Here is a 16,625-nt window from a genome sequence, read left to right as displayed (position 1 = left end):
ATTTATATGCTGTTGAAAACCGGTTTTTATTTTGAATAAGCACCCGATGAATACGTTAGTTCATAACTGTGCGTATAGATTTCAAATACTATTCCAAATGGATCTTCAACATAGCACATTTTGAAAGGCTTATCATTTGGGTAGTATTCTCTAATTGGCATTCTTTGCTTTCCGCCATAAGCCAAAATTTTCTCAATGAGCTCTTCTATATTTGGATCTTGTACACAAAAATGAAATAAACCCGTGTTGAAAGGATTAAAGTCCGGTGCTTCTTTAATACCATTTGGAAACGAAAATAATTCTATTCCAATGCCATCAGAAGTGGCTAAATGAGCAATTTCAAACTCCGTCCAATCGTTTCCAAAAACGTCAATGCACATTTGACCTATAGCAGTTTCCTTTTCTTTTTTTACTTTTGAAGGCTCCATAATAATATACCAACCCATAACTTCTGAATAGAATTTTACGGCTTCTTTAATATTAGGAACTGTTATTCCGATATGCGAAAATGATTTTGGATAATTTTTATTAGTAGTCATAAGTTTTATTTTAGATTGCAAATTTAATCTATATTTGCTTAATTGGCAATAACTTACTAAAAAGTGGTATAGTTACTAAAACGAGTAAAATAATGATAATCAGTAATATAAAGTTGTATTTTGAATAAAGATAATAGTTGTCCCTTGAATTATACTATGAATTTGATAGGAACAAAATGGAAACCATTAGTTCTATTTCATTTATTAGAAGGCGGTTTGCGTTCAGGAATGTTACAAAAGAAAATTCCAGGAATTTCAAATAAAATGTTTACACAAACGGTAAGAGATTTAGAAAAAGATGGTCTTATAACTAGAAAAGTTTTCCCTGTGGTTCCTCCTAAAGTGGAATACAGTTTAACTAATAGAGGGAAATCACTTGAAAATATTTTAAGAAGTTTGGATAAATGGGGCTTGGAAGATTATTAGGATTAATTCAATGTGATTGACTTCAAACTTGTTACCTAAAACAGGACATAGCCATAGCCGACTTTTAAATATATTCACAAATCGAACCCATTTCCCATTAAATCAAAACCATACCGTTTTCACATATTTATATTTCCATTTTTTCAATTTTTATTAAATTGCAGCCATGAGTAATAACTTTGAAAATGAGTTTTTTGGTATCGGGATTCAAAATGGTAAAACACCAGAAAACTTGGGTGTGCTTTGGCGTTCGGCTCAAAATCTAGGCGCTAATTTTATATTCACCATTGGAAATCGCTATGCTAAACAAGCTTGCGATACGCATAATGCCGTAAAAGCTATGCCGTATTCTCATTATGAAACCTTTGACGATTTTCTAAAAAACCTGCCTAAAGGCGCCCGAATTGTTGGTGTGGAGTTAACCGATCAAGCTGAAAATTTAGAAACCTTTCACCATCCCAGACGCTGTGTGTATTTGTTGGGTGCGGAAGATCATGGTTTGTCCAATCAAGCCATTGAAAAGAGTCATTTTTTAATTAAATTCAAATCGGAATTAAGCCTCAACGTATCCGTAGCTGGAAGTATTGTTATGTATGATAGAGGAATAAATAAACCAAGGTCGTAACTTTGCCACTATAAAACTCATGAGTATGAATCATAAAGCTGGATTTGTAAATATTATTGGAAACCCAAATGTTGGGAAATCCACATTAATGAATGCCTTTATTGGCGAAAAACTATCCATTATAACGTCCAAGGCGCAAACTACGCGTCATCGTATTTTGGGTATTGTTAATGGAGATGATTTTCAGATGGTTTTATCAGATACGCCAGGAATAATTAAACCTGCTTATGAAATGCAGGAATCCATGATGGATTTTGTGAAATCGGCTTTTGATGATGCCGATGTGCTTATTTATATGGTTGAAATAGGCGAAAAGGAACTGAAAGATGAGGCGTTTTTCAACCGAATTACCAATTCTACAATTCCTGTTTTATTACTCTTAAATAAAATTGATAAATCAGATCAAGATCAACTAGAAGAGCAAGTTCAATTATGGGCCGCTAAAGTGCCAAATGCTGAAATAATGGCTGTTTCTGCTTTAGAAGGTTTTGGCGTTCGTGAAGTGTTTGATAGAATTATCGAATTACTTCCAGAATCACCACCATTTTACCCAAAGGATCAGTTAACAGACAAGCCAGAGCGGTTTTTTGTAAATGAAATTATTCGTGAGAAAATATTAATGCATTACAAGAAAGAAATTCCATATGCGGTTGAAATTGATACCGAAGAGTTTTTTGAAGAAGATGACATTATCCGTATGCGTTCCGTGATTATGGTAGAGCGTGAAACCCAAAAAGGAATTATTATTGGCCATAAAGGTTCGGCTTTAAAACGCGTAGGTGTGGAAGCTAGAAAAGATTTGGAAAAGTTTTTTGGAAAGCAAGTACACTTGGAATTATATGTAAAAGTGAATAAAAACTGGCGAAGCAATCAACGTCAATTAAAGCGTTTTGGGTATAATCAATAGTGGTATTATGCTTTTGTGTATTTGATGAAAATTGGTCAGTTCGCGTAAATTTCGCTTTCAAATTATAATGAATAAGCTTATTCTTTAATAATTTTTTTCATAAAATCATGGAGCTCATGCATTTGGTCTTTACTAGAATCACGACCAATACGCCCTGCAAAATACATGCCTATCCAAATAATAACCATCAAGACCATGACACCAACTTGAATGGCATATTCGTTATCTAAAGTCCAATTGGAATACGCCCAAATTCCAAAACCAATAAACAAACCACCTACAATAAAGTGAAAAAACATAAACATGGTCCAAACCGTTGGGTTGGGTCCAAATAATCCGTGAAGCATGGCGGTATTATGGTTTACTTCATTAATTTCTAATTGCAATTGTGGCGACCAGAAATGCTGTTTATGCTGGGGTAATTTCAGAAAAACATGATCGTCAATTATAGAAATAATATAATCAGATTGTTGCTTTTTAGCATCAGCAAATAGCTGAATAACGGCCGTATTGCTTTGTGGAAGCTCCTTTTTAAAGCGTGGACGTAATACAATTTCTTCTGTTTGGAGACTCATTATTATCTGACTATTAAGTTCTTAATTACCTAAATACGATTTCTTTTTTAAAAATACATATTTTAAACATGCACTAAATATAACGAAATCATTAGCTTATCATTATATTTGCACAAAATTTTGTAATAACATGAGTAATATAGTTGCCATAGTTGGTCGTCCAAACGTTGGAAAGTCCACCTTCTTTAACCGTTTAATTCAACGTAGAGAAGCTATTGTGGATGCCACAAGTGGTGTAACCAGAGATCGTCATTATGGAAAAAGCGACTGGAATGGTCGTGAGTTTTCATTAATAGATACTGGAGGTTACGTAAAAGGAAGTGATGATGTTTTTGAAGCTGAAATAGATAAGCAAGTTGAAATTGCTATTGAAGAAGCTGATGCTATTATTTTTATGGTAGATGTAGAATCTGGCGTAACTGGCATGGATGAAGATGTTGCTCAATTACTGCGTAAGGTATCCAAGCCTGTTTTTTTAGTTGTCAATAAAGTTGATAATGGTAAGCGTGCAGAAAATGCTGTGGAATTCTATTCACTAGGTTTAGGTGATTATTTCACCATTGCCAGTATTAATGGTAGTGGAACTGGTGATTTGTTAGATGCCCTTGTTGAAGCTTTACCATTAAAAGAAATTGTAGAAGAAACTGAATTGCCACGTTTTGCAGTTGTTGGTCGTCCAAATGCTGGGAAATCATCATTTATAAATGCCTTAATTGGAGAAGACAGATACATTGTAACGGATGTTGCTGGAACCACAAGAGATTCGATTGATACGAAATATAACCGTTTTGGTTTCGAATTTAATCTGGTTGATACAGCGGGAATTCGTAAGAAATCGAAAGTTAAAGAGGATTTAGAATTTTATTCAGTTATGCGTAGTGTGCGTGCTATTGAACATTCAGACGTTTGTTTGGTGGTTCTTGATGCCACACGTGGATTTGATGGCCAAGTTCAAAACATATTCTGGTTAGCCGAACGAAACCGTAAAGGGATTGTTATTTTGGTTAATAAATGGGATTTGGTTGAAAAAGACACCAAAACAACCAAGGAATTCGAGAAGCATATCCGAGAACAAATGGAACCATTTACGGATGTGCCCATTGTTTTCATCTCCGTATTAAATAAACAACGTATTTATAAAGCTATTGAAACGGCTGTTGAGGTTTATAATAACCGAAACAAAAAGATCAAGACTAGTAAGCTGAATGAAATTATGCTGCCTATTATTGAAAACTATCCACCACCAGCTTACAAAGGTAAGTTTGTGAAGATAAAATACATTATGCAGTTGCCAACACCACAGCCACAGTTTGCTTTTTTCTGTAATTTACCACAGTATGTAAGAGATGGTTATAAGCGATTTTTAGAAAATAAACTGCGTGAACATTTTGATTTCCATGGTGTTCCTGTTAGTGTTTACATGCGTAAAAAGTAGATTAGAAAAATTCTCAGTAATAAACAAACCCATTTGCAGTTGCAAGTGGGTTTTTGTTTGTCTTTAATGTTTCATTTGTAAGATTTTATAACAAAAGTTTATGCTTTTTTTAAGACCCTTCATACTTTAAACATTTTATATTCGTTTCCTTAAAAACCCAACCAAAATCATCAATCAATCATGAAGAATTTATTCTTTGTCGTCTTCTTTTTTGCTATATCAGTAGCGTTTTCGCAATCTAGACCTATTCAGATTTCAGGTAAAATTATTTCTGTAGATGAACAATTACCGTTAGAATCTGCAACCGTTCACTTGGAGCGTTTATCAGATAGTACGGTTATTACCTATACTATTTCAGATAAAGAAGGTAAATTTAGTTTAGAAGATCGTATTTCAGATAAATCAGTAAAACTGCACGTCTCCTATGTAGGTTATAGAACCTATACGAAAACCATTTCGTTAAGTAATCCAGTGGTTAATTTAGAAACCATAAATTTAGATGTGAGTAATGAATTGGATGAAGTGGTAATCAAATCAACGGCACCAATTACTATTAAAAAAGATACTTTAGAGTTTAATGTGAGTTCGTTTAAAACGAAAAAAGACGCAACTGTTGAAGATCTTTTAAAAGAATTACCAGGTGTTGAAGTTGATGAAGACGGTAAAATAAAAATTAACGGTAAAGAGGTGAATAAAATTCTTGTTAATGGAAAGCCCTTTTTTGGAGATGATCCTACCATTACCACTAAAAACCTAACAAAGGAACTTATTGAAAAAATTCAAGTTGTGGATACAAAAACCAAGGCTGAAGCTTTTTCAGGCGAGGAAGTAGATGGTGAGAGTAAAACCATTAATTTAACCATTAAGGAAGAAAATAACAAAGGTGTATTTGGTCGTGTAGCAGCAGGAGCAGGAACTAACGATCGTTATGAAGGTGCAGGAATGCTAAATTATTTTGATAACGATAGACGTATAAGTGTGCTGGCTGGTGGCAATAATATTAATTCGCCAGGATTTAGTTTTGGTGAAATCCGTAAAATGTTTGGTGGTGGTTATAGCATGTCCATGTCAGGTAATGGTTCATTTACAATTGATGGTCGGTCTTTTGGTGGTGGAGAAGGGATTACCAAATCGCAAAATGCTGGTTTAAATTATGCAGATAAAATCGGTGAAAAAACAGATGTTGCAGCCGATTATTTCTTCTCTGGAAGTAGTTCTGAAAACAAAACAGCTTCCCAGCGTGAAAATATTTTACCAGATTCCCGATACTATACCAATTCAGTTTCCAATAGTTATAATGATAGTGATAGCCACTCGGCCAATGTGGGATTTGATATTGAAATAGATTCTACATTTTTAATTAATGTAGATCCGTCATTCAGATATTCTAAAAGTACCAATACCTACAATGCTGCTGAAGAATCTTTAAATGATGACAGGATATTAACCAACAATTCTGCATCTAATTCCTATGTAGAGAATACTGGTAAAAACTTTCGAAACAACATTAATATTACCAAAAAGTTCGGTAAAAAAGGGGCGTTTGTAAGGGTAAATTTAACCAATGAAATTAATACTCGAGAATCTGAAGATTTTCTAACATCTGTAACTAATGTTTATGGCGAAGATGTAAATAATCCAAATAATCCAGATTACGTTTTAATAGATCAAACTGAACGTGATCAATTTACAAATGGCGAAGGTGATGTTACTAATTTTAATTCCAGAGTTAACTACCGTTTACCATTAATTGCTGAAAAGCTGTTTTTAGATTTTGATTATGCCTACGCACGTGATAAGAGCACGGATACTAAAAGTACTTTTGATAAAGATTTGCAAGGTGATTTCACGGTTTTTAATGAAGATTTAAGTACAGATTTTGAATATTTAGATGAAAGTATGACGCCTGGTGTTGGTTTAAGTTTTCGTAACAAAATATGGTCGTCAAGAATTGGATTTAATTATGTGTATAGAACATTGGGCAATACGGATTTATTACGTCCAGAATTAAGTATTGAAAAACGTTTTGAAGCCCTGGAATTAAATGGTTATTTACGTTATAAGTTTAGTCAAAAATCATCTTTTTGGTCAAGCTACCGTTTAAGTAATGAACCACCCAGATTATCGCAATTGCAAGCATTTCAAAACGTGTCTGATCCCTTGAATACCATTGTTGGTAATCCAGATTTGGAGCCGTCTAATAATCATCGTATAAATTTGGGTTTTAATGCGTTCGACTGGCAGAAACGAACAGGATTCTATTCCTATGTTGGTGGTACTTTTACACAAAATCAAGTGGTTTCTAAAACAACGGTCGATGACAATTTTGTAAGAACAACAACATTTGCAAACGTTGATGGTAACTATCAGTTTTATGCCAATATGGATTATAGCAAGGATGTTAAAATTGATAGTTTACGAACGGTAAAAGTTAGCGTTGGTGTTAATGGAAATTTAAGACGAAACATCAACTTTAATAATGATGTGCAATATGCGAGTAAAGTGAGAGAATTATCGCCAGAAGTTGGTCTGCGTTTTACTTGGAAAGATGTTATGGAATTTAGACCACGCTACTCGGTTTCATTTACTAAAAATAAATATGATTTAGCTGAATTTGAAGATCGTGAATTTTTGGAGCATAATTTAGATATTGGAACGGCACTTTTTCTTCCTAAAAAGTTTGAATGGCGAAATGATATCGCTTTTAATTACAATCCCAATATAGGTCCAGGATTTCAAAAAAGTGCCTGGTTTTGGAATTCTACTTTAGCATATTCGGTTTTAAAGGATGCCGGAACTGTAACTTTAAAGGTGTATGATTTATTGAATCAGAATACAAATGCCAGACGAACGGCTACCCAAAACTACATTCAGGATTCGCAAAGCACCGTTTTGGAACAATATTTTATGTTAAGCTTCAGTTGGAAATTTAATAGCTTGGGAAGTAAAGGTGAAACCAAGGATGATAACTTCTATTGGGATTAAGCAACTTTAATAACTTCAATTTTTGATAAATAAAAAGCCATTTTAGCATGAACTAAAATGGCTTTTTTTATTTAAAACTGTAACCTTAAACTTTGAACCTTAAACTTTATATCAATTTACCATCCGCCAGAAGCACCGCCGCCGCCAAAGCCACCGCCTCCGAAACCACCGCCAAAGCCGCCGCCTCCAGAAGAGCCTCCGAAACCACCTGATGAACCGCCAAAACCTCCACGACCCATATTGCTTAAAATAATAGCATCTAAAATACTAAAGCCTCCAGATTTATTACTTCCAGAACCACCTTTTCCGCCGCCACGCTTATTTTTCGAAATAGAAATTATGATAAATAAGAAAATTATGAATAATGGAAATAGCGCGCCAATAGGAAAGCCATCTGAACTGCCACTTGGTCTTGATCCATTGTATTCGCCAGTCATGACTTCAAAAATGGCATCAGCACCTCGGTTTAAACCGCCTGGATAATCGTTTTGTTTGAAGAAGGGAATTATGTCATTTTCTATAATGCGTTTACTCATAGCGTCCGTGAGCAAATGCTCTACACCATATCCCGTGTTAATCGCTATTTTTTTGTCGTCGCGTGCCAACAAAATTAATACACCATTATCTTCCTTCGCTTGACCAATTCCCCATTTATCACCCCATTGCGCACCCAAATAATTAATATTTTCACCATTGGTTGATGAAATGATTGCAACTACAATTTGCGTAGAAGTCGTGTCAGAATATTTAATTAGTTTATTTTCTAAAGCACTTTTTTCGGTAGCCGATAATAAACCAACATAATCATAAACACTCGTTTGCTCTTTCGGCATTTCCGGAATAGTAAACTGTGCCAAACCAGATTGCAAACCTAAAAACAGCATGACGCAAATAAGGCTAAACTGTTTAAAAGTTTTACGTGTAAAAATGTAATTTTTTAAGTTAGGCATGTTTGGTTTTTATCCTTTTGAAATGGTGTCAGGCAATTCATTTTTATCATTGTGTCCCCAAGGGAAATGGTGTTCTAAAGCGTTTCCGGCTTTTAAAATGCCATCTACTAATCCCTGTTTAAAGTTACCTTGTTTAAATTGGGTTTGAATGGCATTTCGCGTGCTGTCCCAGAAATCATCTGATACCACATCGTTAATGCCTTTGTCACCAAAAATCACAAAGTTTCTATCTTCTACAGCTACATAAATTAAAACGCCATTTTGTTGTTTGGTATTATCCATTTTTAAATAATGGAAAACTTCCATAGCACGATCAAAGACATCAATTTTTGATGTTTTTTCTAAATGAACGCGTATTTCACCAGAGGTGTTTTTTTCGGCTTCGCGAATAGCAGCAATAATAGCTTGCTCTTCATCTGCAGTTAAAAATTCTTCAATTTTAGACATAGTTCTTAAAATTCAAAATCAACATCAGGTGCATTTTCACTTCCTGGATCTGCTTTATATCTAGGCATATCTTCAAAACCAAAAATTCCTGCTAAAAAGCTTCCTGGGAATTTTGAAATATGTTTGTCATAAATATTTACAGATTCGTTATAACGATCTCTTGCTACATTAATACGGTTTTCAGTGCCTTCTAATTGAGATTGTAACTCCAAGAAATTCTGATTGGCTTTCAAATCAGGATAGCGTTCTACGGATACTAATAATTTGGATAATGCGCCACTTAAACCAGATTGAGCTTGTTGAAATTGTGCCATGTTTTCAGGTGTTAAATTGCTAGCATCAATAGTCGTGGAAGTAGCTTTAGCACGTGCTTCTATAACTTCTCTTAACGTTGTACGTTCAAAATCGGCAGCACCTTGAACCGTTTTCACCAAGTTTCCAATTAAGTCGTTACGACGTTGGTAAGAACTTTCTACATCTGCCCATGCTGTTTTAGCATCGGCTTCATATTCTACTGCTGTATTGTTGAATCCTACAGCCCAAGAGTAAATTGCTACTGCAATAACTCCAATAATTATAACGGGAATTAACCATTTTTTCATAATAAGTTGTTTTTAGTGTTTAGTGTAAAGTTTGTATGTATTAGTTGCTGTTTTTATTAAAATGTTACAGCTGTTCTTTAATTTTAATAAGTTGTGCTTTGACACCCTCTAATTTGGTGATAATCTCAAAATTATTAAGTGTTTGTTGTTTTTCTTCTTTTAAATGAATTTTAGCACCATCAAGTGTAAATCCACGTTCTTTAACCAAATGAAAAATGAGTTTTAAATTCTGAATATCATCAGGTGTAAATTTTCGGTTGCCTTTTGCATTTTTTTTTGGTTGTAAAACATCGAACTCTTTTTCCCAAAAACGGATTAAAGAAGTGTTCACACCAAAAGCCTTGGCTACTTCACCAATTCCATAATATCGTTTTTCGGGTAAGTTGATATGCATTAGTCTAAAGATTGGTTTTCAAGCGTTGCATGTTTTAAAAGTTCGTCAAATTCTTCAGCTGAAAGATTGCCATAATAGAAGTTTAACGGATTGATGCGTTCATCATCTTTAAAAATTTCATAGTGTAAATGTGCTCCTGAAGAACGGCCTGTATTTCCAACAAAACCAATTAAATCACCACGTTTTACTTTCTGGTTTTTCTTGACGTTATATTTATAAAGATGTCCATATAAACTAACATATCCAAAACCATGGTCTATACGAATATGATTTCCATACCCTGAAGATTGGCTATCAGCACGCGTTACTACGCCATCACCTGATGCGTAAACAGGTGTGCCTCGGGGTGCTGTAAAATCCATGCCATAATGGAATTTCCGAACCTTTGTAAATGGATCTGTTCTATAACCATAACCGGAAGCCATACGTGTTAAATCTTCATTGCTTACGGGTTGAATGGCAGGAATAGCTTCTAGTAACTTTTCTTTTTCTTCTGCTAATTTAGCAATTTCGTCTAATGATTTGGACTGTACTACAATTTGCTTTTGTAGCATATCTATGCGCTTATTGCTTTCTATTATAAGTTTAGAGTTATCAAAACCTTCCAAATTTTTATAACGGTTTACACCACCAAAACCAGCACGACGTTGCTCATCAGGAATAGGGTTGGTTTCAAAATATAATCGATAAATATGATTGTCACGATTAGCAACATCCTCCAATACCAATTGGGCTTGATCCATTTTTTTATTTATCAATTGGTACTGCAATTGCATATTAGAAAGCTCGCGTTTTAAGGCTTTTTCTTTAGGAGATTCAATATATTGACTGGTAATAAACATGGTAAGAAAACCAAATAATCCAGCGGCTAAAATAAAAAGCCCGATGAATTTAAAGGTGCGTCTTTTCCTGCGCTCAATTTTCCTGTAAGAGAGCGTTTCAGAATCGTAATAATATTTTACCTTACTCATTGGCTAAATTTACTATTTTTGCAGTTAATTAGAATAGAATAATTAATTATTCTGCTTTGCAAACAGTTAAAATTACGTAATTATAATGCTTGAATTAGCATGGTGATAATATGTGTAAGTTATTTCTGTCTATTATTTTTAAAAAATTATGGAGAGTAAATATATAAATTGTTTAGCACATGGTGGAATTTTAACATAAGCTTACAACCCATTTTCATTTATGAAGTCTCAAGATATACGCTCAAAATTTCTGCAATTTTTTAAGGATAAGCAACATAGCATTGTGCCATCAGCTCCTATGGTTTTAAAGGATGATCCCACTTTAATGTTTGTTAATTCAGGTATGGCACCTTTTAAGGAGTATTTTTTAGGAAATGCAGAGCCTAAAAATAACCGAATTACCGATTCGCAAAAATGTTTGCGCGTTTCCGGAAAGCATAATGATTTGGAAGAAGTTGGTTATGATACCTACCACCATACGCTTTTTGAAATGTTAGGGAATTGGAGTTTTGGCGATTATTTTAAAAAAGAAGCTATTGCTTGGGCTTGGGAATTACTAGTTGATGAGTTCGGGATTGATAAAGATATATTATATGTAACCGTTTTTGAAGGCGATGAAGCAGACGGAATTCCTATGGATCAAGAGGCTTATGATTTTTGGAAAGAATTGATTTCTGAAGATCGCATTCTTATGGGAAATAAAAAGGATAACTTTTGGGAAATGGGAGACCAAGGACCATGTGGACCTTGTAGTGAAATACATGTCGATATTCGTTCAGCTGAAGAAAAAGCCAAAGTTTCTGGTAAAGATTTGGTGAATATGGATCATCCACAAGTCGTGGAAATCTGGAACTTGGTATTTATGCAATACAACCGTAAAGCCAATGGTTCATTGGTACCTTTGCCAAATAAGCATATTGATACAGGTATGGGGTTTGAGCGTTTGTGTATGGTTTTACAAGGCGTAACATCCAATTATGATACCGATGTTTTTACACCGATTATTCGTGAAATAGAAACCATAACAGATAAGGATTATGGTAAGGATGAAAAGATTGATGTTGCTATTCGTGTTATTTCAGATCACGTTCGTGCTGTAGCATTTTCCATTGCAGATGGTCAATTACCAAGTAATACTGGAGCAGGTTATGTAATTCGTAGAATTTTACGTCGTGCCATTCGCTATAGTTTTACATTTTTAGATCAGAAAGAACCATTTATTTATAGGCTGGTAGATGTTTTAAGTAAGAAAATGGGCGAAGCCTTCCCGGAATTGAAATCTCAAAAACAATTGATTGAAAATGTAATTAAAGAAGAGGAAGCCTCTTTTTTAAGAACGTTAGATCAAGGATTGGTGCTTTTAGATGGTATTGTGAAAAACACATCTGGCGATACCGTTTCAGGTGAAAAAGCATTTGAATTATATGACACTTATGGTTTTCCTATCGATTTAACCGCTTTAATTCTTTCTGAACAAGGACTGAAATTAGACGAAAAAGGATTTAAGGAACATTTAGAAAAGCAGAAAAAAAGGTCGCGTGCGGCTAGTGAAATGTCCACAGACGATTGGACCATTTTAATTAATGATGCTGTTCAGGAATTTATAGGATATGATGCTTTAGAAGCGAAAGTTAAAATTACACGTTATCGTAAAGTGACTTCTAAAAAAGATGGTGATATGTATCAACTGGTTTTTAACTTAACACCATTTTATGCGGAAGGCGGTGGGCAAGTTGGTGACAAAGGGTATTTAGAAGATGCCAATGGCGATATTGTTTATATTCTAGATACCAAGAAGGAGAATAACGTTGTCATGCATTTTGCTAAAAATTTACCAGAAAATATTGAAGATTCATTTACAGCAAGTGTAGATGCGAAACAACGTTATAGAACCGAATGTAATCATACCGCAACCCATTTGCTACACCAAGCCTTACGCGAAATTTTAGGACCACATGTGGAGCAAAAAGGAAGTGCTGTTCATTCTAAATATTTACGATTTGATTTCTCGCATTTCTCTAAATTATCTGCTGAAGAATTACGCGATGTTGAGCATTTTGTAAATGCACGTATTGCTGGAAAATTACCATTGCAAGAACAACGCAACATGCCAATGGATAAAGCTATTGAAGCTGGAGCCATGGCGTTATTTGGCGAAAAATATGGCGATACAGTTCGCATGGTTCGCTTTGGACAATCTATTGAACTTTGTGGAGGAACACATGTGAAAAATACAGGTGATATTTGGTTTTTTAAAATTGTGTCAGAAGGTGCTGTTGCAGCTGGAATCCGACGTATTGAAGCTATTACCAACGATGCCTTAAAAGATTATTTTGTTGATGTAAATAAAGCATTTAATGATATGAAAGCGCTTTTAAACAATAACGAACCCGTTAGAGCACTTCAAAATTTACAAGAGGAAAATAGTAGCCTTAAAAAACAAGTAGAAGGGTTGTTAAAAGACAAAGCAAAAAATTTAAAAGGCGATTTAAAATCAGAATTAACACTAGTAAACGGTGTTCAGTTTTTAGCTAAAAAAATAGATTTAGACGCAGGAGGCATCAAAGATTTATGTTTTGAATTGGGTAGCCAATTTGATAATTTGTTTTTATTATTTGCAGCTGAAAATGAAGGAAAAGCATTATTATCTTGTTATGTTTCTAAAGAATTAGTTGCAAGTAAAGGTTTAAACGCTGGACAAATTGTTAGAGAATTAGGGAAGTATATCCAAGGTGGAGGTGGAGGACAACCGTTTTTTGCAACAGCAGGCGGTAAAAATCCAGGAGGTATTGAGGAAGCTTTAGAGCAAGCTAAAAAATATTTAATTTCATAGAATGAGATATTGTTTGTTCTTTATTCTGATTTTGTTTTCATGCACTCAAAAGGAAGTAAAGGTTTTAGATAAACCAATTTCTTTGAGCAGTGAAGATTCTATAAAAATGGATAACTACAAAAATCGCGCTTATGAGTTTGACATGTATTCTCAAGAACGTCAATTATATTTGGATTCAGCGTTACAAATTAAGCCTGACGAAGCCTATTTATGGCAACAAAAGGCCATGCCATTATATAAAGCTCGAAAGTATAGTTTAGGAAAACCCTTTTTAGAAAAAGCCGTTTTATATAATCAAAAAAAATATTTAGATTATAGTGCATTTATGAAATGCATTTTTTCAAAAGAGTATGAAGAATCCATTGAAGAGTTTAAACTTATGAAAGAATTATATGGTGATTCATATATCATGGATCATACTTATAATTTCTATTTGGCTTTAAATTATCTTCAATTGAATAAATTTGAAGAAGCTAAAGATTTTCTGCTAAAAAGTAAAGCACAACAATTTGCCGATTTTCCTGAAAACCCACCAGAAGAAGGCTGTCATTTTTTAGATTGGTTTTATTTAGGTGTAGTTGATTATGAACTTGGAAATTATAATGAAGCTATTGAAAGCTTTGACATGTCATTATTAGTATATACTAATTTTGGAGATGCGATGAATTTTAAAGCCAGATGTTATTATAATATTGGTAATGTAGAAAAGGCTAAAGAATGGATTAATTTGGCAAATGAAAATAGATTTAATACGATAAATGAAGATAATGTTTTTTATGAAATTTATCCATATCAGGTTTATCATAAGCTAATAATTACGGACTAATGAACCTTCAAACAAAAATCCCATTAAAAACGCAAAAACATAATCAAATAGATTATAATTCTGAAGTGCTTTTGTTGGGTTCTTGTTTTGTTGAAAATATAGGTCAGAAATTGGACTATTTTAAATTTCAAACTGTTCTGAATCCCTTCGGAATTTTATTTCAGCCGAAAGCTATTGAGAATCTCATATCAAATGCGGTTCAAGAGAAAGTATATACAGAAACTGATATATTTTTTCAAAATGAACAATGGCATAGTTTTGAAGCACATTCTGTTTTAAGCAACACGAGCAAAGCTGCTCTATTGGATGAACTGAATGCGCAGATTCAATTTACGCGAGAACAAATTGTAGCGGCCTCACATTTTGTTATTACATTAGGAACTGCTTGGGTGTATCGTGATATAGAAAGCGAAACAGTTGTTGCAAATTGCCATAAAGTTCCGCAGAAAAAGTTCTCAAAAGAATTGTTGTCAGTGGCTAATATTTTAAAATCTTTACAAGCTTCTGTGCAGCATATTAAAAGTGTGAATCAATCAACTGACATTATATTTACCGTTTCACCCATTAGACATTTGAAAGACGGTTTTATTGAGAATACACAAAGTAAAGCGCATCTTATAACTGCTATTCACGAGTTATTACATGAAAAATCATCACATGATAATGGCAAATTGCATTACTTCCCTTCTTATGAAATTATGATGGATGAATTACGTGATTATCGTTTTTATGCCGATGATATGATTCATCCAAGTCAAACAGCCATCCATTATATTTGGAATGCCTTTAAAACGGTTTGGATTTCTGAAAGTGCATCAAAAACGATGGAAGCTATTGATGAAATTCAAAGAGGATTACAGCATAAACCCTTCAATTCCAATTCCGAAGCGCACCAATTATTTCTTAAAAAACTTTCGGAAAAAAAAGAAAAAATGGAAACAAGCTTTCCACATATAACATTTTAATCCCTAATCCCTAATCCCTAAATATACGTAATTCATCGTATTGATTTCCGTGTTCTATTGTTGCAATTTTGGACTATTATTAATCATAAACATATTCAACAATGAGAACTTTAAAACAATTTACCGTATTTATGATGATTGCATCATTCGTTTCAATAACAGCTTGTAAAAGTGATGACGATGGAGGCAATCCAGCTGCGTCAGGAGGATCTTCTGGTATTATAACTGCTAAAATAGATGGTAATTCTTTTCAATCTTTAGAAATTACATCAACCGCTTCACAGGTTTCAGCGGGTCCAAATACAACCGTTACGCTACAGGGAAATTCTTCAACTCAAGGGGTCTCCATGATTATAAATACTTTTGATGGTGTTGGAACTTATGAATTAACGGATAGCAATGTCTTTATCGTAGCATCCTATATAGAACCAAATGTTTCAAATCCGACAGCAACCCAAACATGGAGTGCGCCTTATCAAAACTCTGGGGTGGTTGGAGAAATAAAAGTATCTGAAGATACAGATACAAACATTAAAGGAACGTTCAGTTTTCAATGTAAAAATATGAATGACGATACCGTTAAAAATATTACAGAAGGTACTTTCAACCTGACTAAACAAATTTTTTAAAACGCTATTAAAATCTTAACAAACAATATCTTGTTGTTGAGATGTGTTGATTGAGCGTAATGGTAGTCCGTTATTACGCTTAATCTTTTTTAAAAAGCAGTTGGTCGAAAAAATAATTGTTGTCACATATTTAGTTGTAGTTTTAAATTGCTATTAATTATTATATAATAAAACATCAATTTTGTGAACGGTCAAAAGCTTTTCCTAATTGGTGTTTTTTTTATATCTAATTTCTAGTGAAAAATGATTTTACTTCTTCTTTTATATAGTCTTATTTTTATTTTAATGGTTCGTGCAATAAAAGTGCTCTTGGATACCAGATCGTTCATGAAAACAGCGGCTAAACAGTATATAGATCTTGAAAAGCAATACGCTTTAGGCACCAAAACGTATGAGGAAATTGCAATGAAAATCAACTACCTTGAAACGTTTAACCATAACTTGCTTAATAAATTATTTGAAATAACTCAAGGGTTGCTTTTAGTAAAAAAAGCTATATTAGAAGAACGTTATTAA

At 33.8% G+C, this 16,625-nt stretch carries 17 protein-coding genes; 10 read left to right on the top strand and 7 right to left on the bottom strand.

Features of this window, described 5'->3' with window-relative positions; all coding sequences use genetic code 11:
• Positions 1 to 26: 26 nt before the first annotated feature.
• Positions 27 to 539, bottom strand: coding sequence for a VOC family protein (locus ES675_RS10105; RefSeq protein WP_066251831.1), 513 nt, complete (start codon positions 537 to 539; stop codon positions 27 to 29).
• Positions 540 to 695: 156 nt separating this feature from the next.
• On the opposite strand from ES675_RS10105, the gene ES675_RS10100 reads away from it, so the two are divergent.
• The 3 genes from ES675_RS10100 (at position 696) to era (ending at position 2,497) form a co-directional block, all read left to right on the top strand.
• Positions 696 to 965 carry a winged helix-turn-helix transcriptional regulator gene (locus tag ES675_RS10100; RefSeq protein WP_066251835.1) on the top strand — a complete coding sequence of 90 codons (270 nt, stop codon included), beginning with the start codon at positions 696 to 698 and terminating at the stop codon, positions 963 to 965.
• Between the two features lie 166 nt (positions 966 to 1,131).
• Positions 1,132 to 1,590 (top strand): RNA methyltransferase, encoded by a 459-nt coding sequence (locus tag ES675_RS10095; protein ID WP_066251841.1) that lies wholly within the window; start codon positions 1,132 to 1,134, stop codon positions 1,588 to 1,590.
• A gap of 25 nt (positions 1,591 to 1,615) precedes the next feature.
• Positions 1,616 to 2,497 (top strand): GTPase Era, encoded by an 882-nt coding sequence (gene era, locus ES675_RS10090; RefSeq protein ID WP_066251844.1) that lies wholly within the window; start codon positions 1,616 to 1,618, stop codon positions 2,495 to 2,497.
• Positions 2,498 to 2,574: 77 nt separating this feature from the next.
• Here the strand turns inward: era and ES675_RS10085 are convergent, their stop codons facing one another.
• The gene (locus ES675_RS10085; RefSeq protein WP_066251848.1) at positions 2,575 to 3,072 is read right to left on the bottom strand and encodes a GTP-binding protein; all 498 of its coding nucleotides are present in this window, start codon (positions 3,070 to 3,072) and stop codon (positions 2,575 to 2,577) included.
• Between the two features lie 130 nt (positions 3,073 to 3,202).
• On the opposite strand from ES675_RS10085, the gene der reads away from it, so the two are divergent.
• The gene (gene der / locus ES675_RS10080) at positions 3,203 to 4,507 is read left to right on the top strand and encodes a ribosome biogenesis GTPase Der (RefSeq protein ID WP_066251853.1); all 1,305 of its coding nucleotides are present in this window, start codon (positions 3,203 to 3,205) and stop codon (positions 4,505 to 4,507) included.
• 180 nt (positions 4,508 to 4,687) lie between these two features.
• Positions 4,688 to 7,492 (top strand): outer membrane beta-barrel protein, encoded by a 2,805-nt coding sequence (locus ES675_RS10075; protein ID WP_066251855.1) that lies wholly within the window; start codon positions 4,688 to 4,690, stop codon positions 7,490 to 7,492.
• Positions 7,493 to 7,608: 116 nt separating this feature from the next.
• Here the strand turns inward: ES675_RS10075 and ES675_RS10070 are convergent, their stop codons facing one another.
• The 5 genes from ES675_RS10070 to ES675_RS10050 form a co-directional block, all read right to left on the bottom strand.
• Positions 7,609 to 8,442, bottom strand: a complete 834-nt coding sequence (locus ES675_RS10070; RefSeq protein WP_066251858.1) for a TPM domain-containing protein — start codon at positions 8,440 to 8,442, stop codon at positions 7,609 to 7,611.
• 9 nt (positions 8,443 to 8,451) lie between these two features.
• The gene (locus ES675_RS10065) at positions 8,452 to 8,889 is read right to left on the bottom strand and encodes a TPM domain-containing protein (protein WP_066251861.1); all 438 of its coding nucleotides are present in this window, start codon (positions 8,887 to 8,889) and stop codon (positions 8,452 to 8,454) included.
• 5 nt (positions 8,890 to 8,894) lie between these two features.
• Positions 8,895 to 9,491, bottom strand: coding sequence for a LemA family protein (locus ES675_RS10060; protein WP_066251867.1), 597 nt, complete (start codon positions 9,489 to 9,491; stop codon positions 8,895 to 8,897).
• Between the two features lie 64 nt (positions 9,492 to 9,555).
• A complete protein-coding gene (locus ES675_RS10055; protein ID WP_066251869.1) occupies positions 9,556 to 9,885 on the bottom strand; it encodes a MerR family transcriptional regulator in 330 nt (109 codons plus the stop codon).
• Positions 9,885 to 10,856 carry a M23 family metallopeptidase gene (locus tag ES675_RS10050; RefSeq protein ID WP_066251873.1) on the bottom strand — a complete coding sequence of 324 codons (972 nt, stop codon included), beginning with the start codon at positions 10,854 to 10,856 and terminating at the stop codon, positions 9,885 to 9,887. The genes ES675_RS10055 and ES675_RS10050 overlap by 1 nt, the downstream gene beginning before the upstream one ends.
• Before the next feature lie 220 nt (positions 10,857 to 11,076).
• On the opposite strand from ES675_RS10050, the gene alaS reads away from it, so the two are divergent.
• The 5 genes from alaS to ES675_RS10025 all read left to right on the top strand — a co-directional run bounded on the left by alaS (position 11,077) and on the right by ES675_RS10025 (position 16,625).
• Complete coding sequence (gene alaS / locus ES675_RS10045) at positions 11,077 to 13,689, top strand: alanine--tRNA ligase (RefSeq protein WP_066251877.1); 2,613 nt, start codon at positions 11,077 to 11,079, stop codon at positions 13,687 to 13,689.
• Between the two features lie 82 nt (positions 13,690 to 13,771).
• Positions 13,772 to 14,515: a tetratricopeptide repeat protein gene (locus ES675_RS10040; protein WP_148367420.1), complete on the top strand. Its 744-nt coding sequence runs from the start codon at positions 13,772 to 13,774 to the stop codon at positions 14,513 to 14,515.
• Positions 14,515 to 15,480, top strand: a complete 966-nt coding sequence (locus tag ES675_RS10035) for a GSCFA domain-containing protein (protein ID WP_066251884.1) — start codon at positions 14,515 to 14,517, stop codon at positions 15,478 to 15,480. The genes ES675_RS10040 and ES675_RS10035 overlap by 1 nt, the downstream gene beginning before the upstream one ends.
• Positions 15,481 to 15,581: 101 nt before the next feature.
• Entirely contained in the window at positions 15,582 to 16,109 is a 528-nt protein-coding gene (locus ES675_RS10030) for a DUF6252 family protein (RefSeq protein ID WP_066251887.1), read from the top strand.
• Between the two features lie 327 nt (positions 16,110 to 16,436).
• Complete coding sequence (locus tag ES675_RS10025; protein ID WP_148367418.1) at positions 16,437 to 16,625, top strand: hypothetical protein; 189 nt, start codon at positions 16,437 to 16,439, stop codon at positions 16,623 to 16,625.

The sequence above is a fragment of the Algorimicrobium algoritergicola genome, from assembly GCF_008086165.1.
Lineage (GTDB): Bacteria > Bacteroidota > Bacteroidia > Flavobacteriales > Flavobacteriaceae > Algorimicrobium > Algorimicrobium algoritergicola.
This window is presented reverse-complemented; position numbering and strand designations above follow the sequence as displayed.

Coding starts and splice junctions, on each gene's coding strand:
- der (WP_066251853.1), top strand. CDS start 3,203: ATGAGTAATATAGTTGCCATAGTTGGTCGTCCAAACGTTGGAAAGTCC.
- ES675_RS10100 (WP_066251835.1), top strand. CDS start 696: ATGAATTTGATAGGAACAAAATGGAAACCATTAGTTCTATTTCATTTA.
- ES675_RS10060 (WP_066251867.1), bottom strand. CDS start 9,491: ATGAAAAAATGGTTAATTCCCGTTATAATTATTGGAGTTATTGCAGTA.
- era (WP_066251844.1), top strand. CDS start 1,616: ATGAATCATAAAGCTGGATTTGTAAATATTATTGGAAACCCAAATGTT.
- alaS (WP_066251877.1), top strand. CDS start 11,077: ATGAAGTCTCAAGATATACGCTCAAAATTTCTGCAATTTTTTAAGGAT.
- ES675_RS10035 (WP_066251884.1), top strand. CDS start 14,515: ATGAACCTTCAAACAAAAATCCCATTAAAAACGCAAAAACATAATCAA.
- ES675_RS10085 (WP_066251848.1), bottom strand. CDS start 3,072: ATGAGTCTCCAAACAGAAGAAATTGTATTACGTCCACGCTTTAAAAAG.
- ES675_RS10065 (WP_066251861.1), bottom strand. CDS start 8,889: ATGTCTAAAATTGAAGAATTTTTAACTGCAGATGAAGAGCAAGCTATT.
- ES675_RS10050 (WP_066251873.1), bottom strand. CDS start 10,856: ATGAGTAAGGTAAAATATTATTACGATTCTGAAACGCTCTCTTACAGG.
- ES675_RS10030 (WP_066251887.1), top strand. CDS start 15,582: ATGAGAACTTTAAAACAATTTACCGTATTTATGATGATTGCATCATTC.
- ES675_RS10055 (WP_066251869.1), bottom strand. CDS start 9,885: ATGCATATCAACTTACCCGAAAAACGATATTATGGAATTGGTGAAGTA.
- ES675_RS10095 (WP_066251841.1), top strand. CDS start 1,132: ATGAGTAATAACTTTGAAAATGAGTTTTTTGGTATCGGGATTCAAAAT.
- ES675_RS10105 (WP_066251831.1), bottom strand. CDS start 539: ATGACTACTAATAAAAATTATCCAAAATCATTTTCGCATATCGGAATA.
- ES675_RS10070 (WP_066251858.1), bottom strand. CDS start 8,442: ATGCCTAACTTAAAAAATTACATTTTTACACGTAAAACTTTTAAACAG.
- ES675_RS10025 (WP_148367418.1), top strand. CDS start 16,437: ATGAAAACAGCGGCTAAACAGTATATAGATCTTGAAAAGCAATACGCT.
- ES675_RS10075 (WP_066251855.1), top strand. CDS start 4,688: ATGAAGAATTTATTCTTTGTCGTCTTCTTTTTTGCTATATCAGTAGCG.